The 4,738-nt window shown below is 74.4% G+C and carries 3 protein-coding genes and 1 pseudogene; 3 read left to right on the forward strand and 1 reads right to left on the reverse strand.

The window, feature by feature from the left end; all coding sequences use genetic code 11:
- The 3 genes and pseudogenes from SSOG_RS35420 to SSOG_RS35430 all read left to right on the forward strand — a co-directional run.
- Positions 1-1,054: IucA/IucC family protein (locus tag SSOG_RS35420; RefSeq protein WP_281048141.1), on the forward strand; the 1,054-nt coding region annotated here is incomplete at its 5' end.
- A 59-nt stretch (positions 1,055-1,113) separates the two neighbouring features.
- Positions 1,114-2,864 (forward strand): annotated as a pseudogene (locus SSOG_RS35425) (IucA/IucC family protein).
- On the forward strand, positions 2,861-4,051 hold the full coding sequence (locus tag SSOG_RS35430; protein WP_009719080.1) for a type III PLP-dependent enzyme: 1,191 nt from the start codon (positions 2,861-2,863) through the stop codon (positions 4,049-4,051). Before SSOG_RS35425 ends, SSOG_RS35430 begins: the two are co-directional and overlap by 4 nt.
- Here SSOG_RS35430 and SSOG_RS35435 read toward each other — a convergent pair.
- Positions 4,036-4,738 (reverse strand): substrate-binding domain-containing protein (locus tag SSOG_RS35435; RefSeq protein ID WP_063631612.1); only part of this gene is annotated, 703 nt, incomplete at its 5' end. The genes SSOG_RS35430 and SSOG_RS35435 overlap by 16 nt on opposite strands.

A 4,738-nucleotide genomic window follows, 5' to 3' on the forward strand; every position in this document is an offset into this window, starting at 1 on the left:
CTCCCTCGACGTCGCCCTCGAAGCGACCGGGCTGCGCGGGCGGGCGCGGCTCGCCGAGCGGCCGTGGCTGGAGGTGCGGCCCACGTTGTCGATGCGGACCGTCGCCGTCGCCGACGATCCGCTCACCCACCTCAAGCTGCCGCTCACCACCGCGACCCTGGGGCTGCGCAACCGGCGGACCGTCAAGCCGGGCACGCTTCTCGACGGCGAGGTGGCGCAGCGGCTGACGGAGGCGGTGATCGCGCGCGAGCGGCGGTTCGCGGACACCGTGCTGCTCGCCGACGAGACGACCCATCTGCACGCCGGGCACGAGCTGTTGGCCACGCTGGTCCGCCGCTATCCGCCGGGTCTGGAGAACGCGCAGATCGTGCCGCTGGCCGGGCTGCTGGCCCGGACCCCGGACGGCACGCTCGTGGCGGACGTGCTCGCCGAGCGGTACTACGGCGGGGACCTGTTCGCCCTGCTCGACGCGTACCTCACCCTCCTCTTCGACTTCCACACCACCCTCTTCGCCTACGGCATCGCCCTGGAGTCGCATCAGCAGAACACCTCCCTCGTCTTCGACGACACCGGCGGCCCGGGCGCCCCGCGCCTGCGGCTGCTCATCAAGGACCACGACGGGCCGCGCGTCCACGCGATCCGGCTCGCCGTGATGATCGGCGGGGCCGACGCCGCGGATCTGTGCGGATTCGACGACCGCCGCATCCTGACCGGCGGCGACGGCCCGGTGGCGGACGTGTTCACCACCATCACCGTCCATCTGTGCGCCGCCGCGCTCGCCTTCGAACTGGCCGCCCTCGGCCGCGCGCCCCTGGACGTCCTGCTGCGGCGGCTGCGCGCCCGGCTCACCGAGGCCGTCGAACGGACCGGCGCGGTGTACCCGGGGGCGGCCGCCGCCGTGCTGCGCGCCCGGGTGCTGGACGCGGACCGGCTGCCGGTCAAGGCGATGGTGACCGCGGGCACGCTGTTCACCAAGGCCCGGTCGGGCGCCGCCGACGTCAACAAGCACTACGTGACCGGGCCCAACTACCTTCTGCGAGGGCGCGGCAGATGACGGCCGCGACCTCCTTACCCCTCCACACCTCTCCTCTCCGCACCCGCTGGAGCCGCTCCATGCCAACGACCTCCTCGCCCTCTTCCGCGGTGTCGTCCGCCGCCCCGGTCTCGCCCGCCACGGCGCTGGTCTCCGCCGACCACGCGACCGCCCACACCCTGCTCAACTGTCTGCTGCGCGAGGTGTCGGGCCCGGAACACCAGACCGTCGTGGCCGACGACGGCGGGCTGCGGCTGCGGCTGCCCCGCAGCGGGGTGCTGCTGCGGGTGGGGCTGCGCCGTACGTCGCTGATCGGCGCGCACCGGTTCACCGGACCGGTCAGCGAACAGCGCGACGGCAGCTGGGCGGAGGTCTCCTGGCGCGGTCTGGCCGAGCGCATCCAGCGCGAACTCCAGCTGCGCACGGGCGTCCGCAACGACGAGTTCCTGGCACAGGTCGCCTCCAGCCACGCGGGCATGACGGCCGCCCTCCAGGAGCGCGAGAAGGCCACGGGGAACCCTGCCCCCGACGCGTATCTGGCCTCCGAACAGTCCCTGTTCTTCGGCCACCGCTTCCACCCCACCCCCAAGGCCCGCACCGGAAGCCCCGCCTCCTGGTCGCTGTTCGCGCCCGAGGCCGGGGCCCGCTTCCCGCTGCACCACCTCGCGGTGCGCCGGGAGTACGTACGGGAGGAGACCGCGTACGCCGGGGCGCTGGCGCCGCTGGACCGCCAGCGGCCGGTCCCCGACGGGTACCGGCTCCTGCCCGCCCACCCCTGGCAGTACGCCATGCTCCGCGAGCACCGGGTGCTGCGGGCGGCGCTCGACCGCGGCGACATCCTCGACCTGTGGCCCGGCGAACCGGACTTCGCGCCGACCGCCTCGGTCCGCACGCTCTACTACGGCCGGTAACTTCCTCGAGTTTCATCCCTGAACGTGCGCATCACCAACTGCCTCCGCAGAACGCCGACTACGAGCTGTCCGGCGCCGTCGCCCTCACCCGGCTGCTGGAGCCGGTCGCCGCCGACCTCGCCGCCCGCTTCCCCGGCGCCGACCTGCTGCGCGAACCCGGCTACCGCACCCTCGACCTCGACGACCGTCACCTCTCCGAGGGCTTCGGCGTGATCGTCCGCGAGGGACTTGACGTCCGGCTGCGGCCGGGGCTGACCGGGCTGCTGGCGGCGGCCGTCGCCGACGAGTACCCGACGAGCGGCGCCCAGCTCTCCCACCTCCTCGGCGGCACCGGGCCCGAGCACGCGCTCGCCTGGTGGCAGGCGTACCTCGACCTCCTCGTACCGCCCGTCCTGGCCGCCTGGTTCGACCACGGCGTGGTCCTCGAACCCCACCTCCAGAACGTGGTCATCGGCGTGGACAACGCCACCGGCACCCCGCGCCAGGTGCTCTTCCGCGACCTGGAGGGCACCAAGCTGGTGTCCGGCCACCACGACGCCGCGCTCGCGGCGCTGCCCGAGGCGGTGGCCCGCCCCATGACGTACGAGCGCGAGCGCGGCTGGGACCGGGTGGTGTACTGCCTGCTGGTCAACCACCTCGCCGAGATGGTCGCCGCCCTCGCCGACCGCCACCCCCGGCTGGAGCCCGACCTGTGGTCCGCGGTCCGCCGCGTCCTGTGCCAACGCTCGGCGGCCCACGACGACCCGCCCGCGCTGCGCGCCCTGGTGGCGGGCGTGCCGCTGCCCGCCAAGGCCAACCTGCTGACCCGCTGGGGCCGCAAGGCCGACCGGGACGCCGGTTACGTCCGTATCGTCAGCCCGCTCGCCTCCGACCTGCTGTCCGAGGCGGCTCGCGTCATCGCCCCCGGGAGCGTCCGTTGAACCCCCTGCCCCTCACCGCACCGGCCGCCGCGCTCGCCGAGACGCTCACCGGGGACGGCCTCCCCGCGTACATCTACGACCTCACCGCCCTCGACGCCCACGCCCGAGAGATACGGGACGCGCTCCCGCCGCACGTCGAGCTGTACTACGCGGCGAAGGCCAACCCGGAGCCGCCGGTGCTGCGCGCGCTCGCCCCGTACGTCACCGGCTACGAGGTCGCCTCGGGCGGCGAGCTGGCGCACGTCCGCGAGGCCGTCCCCGAACGGCCCCTCGCTTTCGGCGGACCGGGGAAGACGGAGACGGAGCTGCGGCGGGCGCTGGAGCTGGGGGTGGAGCGGTTCCATGTGGAGAGCGAGCACGAACTGCGCCTTCTGTCGTCCCTCGCCGACCGTCCCGTGGACGTCCTGCTGCGCGTCAACCTCCCGCTGACCGACGAGGCGCTGGGCGGCGCGGCGCTCGCCATGGGCGGCCGCCCCAGCCCCTTCGGCCTCGACCCCGACCGGGTGGAACGGTGCCTGCCGCTGTTCACCCCGGACGGCCCGCTCCGGTTGCGCGGCATCCACGCCCACCTCGCGAGCGGCCTCGACGCGCCCGACCAGACCGCCGTGGCCGCGGGAATCGCCGACTGGACGCGCGAACTGTCCGACCGTCACGGCCTGGACCTCACCGAGGTCAACGTGGGCGGCGGCATGGGCGTGGACTACCTCCGCCCCGACACCCGCTTCGACTGGAAGGCGTACGGCGAGGGCCTGGCCGGGGTCGCCGACCGCAACCCGGGCCTGACCCTGCGGATCGAACCGGGCCGGGCGCTGACGGCGTACTGCGGCTGGTACGTCACGGAGGTGCTGGACCTCAAACACAGCCGCGGCGAGGCGTTCGCGGTGCTGCGCGGTGGCACCCACCACCTGCGCACCCCGGCCGCCAAAGCGCACGACCACCCCTTCCAGGTGCTCCCCGCCGCCGACTGGGACCGGGACTGGCCCCGCCCCACCGCCAGCGGCGAACCGGTCACCCTGGTCGGCCAGCTGTGCACCCCCAAGGACGTCCTGGCCCGGGGCGTCCCGGTCGCGGAGCTGCGCGCCGGGGACCGGATCGCCTTCGCGATGGCGGGCGCGTACGCCTGGAACATCTCGCACCACGACTTCCTCATGCACCCGAAGCCGGGCTTCCACTACCTGGGCGGATGACCGGGGCCCGGGCCCGTGCTGTGGCGGATCACCAGCTCGGTGGGGATGGTCACGCGGACGCCGGGCTCCGGCGAGCGGTCGAGCTGGTCGAGCATCAGGCTCAGACAGCGGCGGCCGATCTCGGTGAAGTCGGTGCGGATGGTGGTGAGCGGCGGGAGCAGATGGGCGGCTTCGGGGATGTCGTCGTAGCCGACCACGCTGACGTCCTCGGGGACCCGGAGGCCCGCCTCGTGGAGGGCGCGCAGGACGCCGACGGCCATCTGGTCGTTGGAGACGAACAGCGCGGTGAGGCCGCGCTGCCGGGCGATGCGGCGGCCCAGGTCGTAGCCGGAGTCCGCGCTCCAGTCGCCCAGCAGCGGCTCGTGGACCTCGGCGCCCGCGTCCGTCAGCGCGGCGCGCCAGCCGTCGACGCGGGCCTCGGCGGCGATCCAGCCGGTGGGGCCCGCGATGTGACGGACGGTGCGGTGGCCGAGGCCGAGGAGGTGTGCGGTGGCCTGGCGGGCGCCGGAGGCGGAGTCGCCCGCGACGACCGGGATGTGGGCGCCGAAGCTCTTGTCCAGGGTGACCATGGGGACGCCGTGATCCGCCTCGACCAGGGCCTGGCCGACCGAGCGCTGCGGCGCGATGGCGATGATGCCGTCCGCGCCCTGGCCGAGGAGACGGTCCACCGCGCCGGTGACGGCGGTC

Source organism: Streptomyces himastatinicus ATCC 53653 (assembly GCF_000158915.1).
Taxonomy (GTDB): Bacteria; Actinomycetota; Actinomycetes; order Streptomycetales; family Streptomycetaceae; genus Streptomyces; species Streptomyces himastatinicus.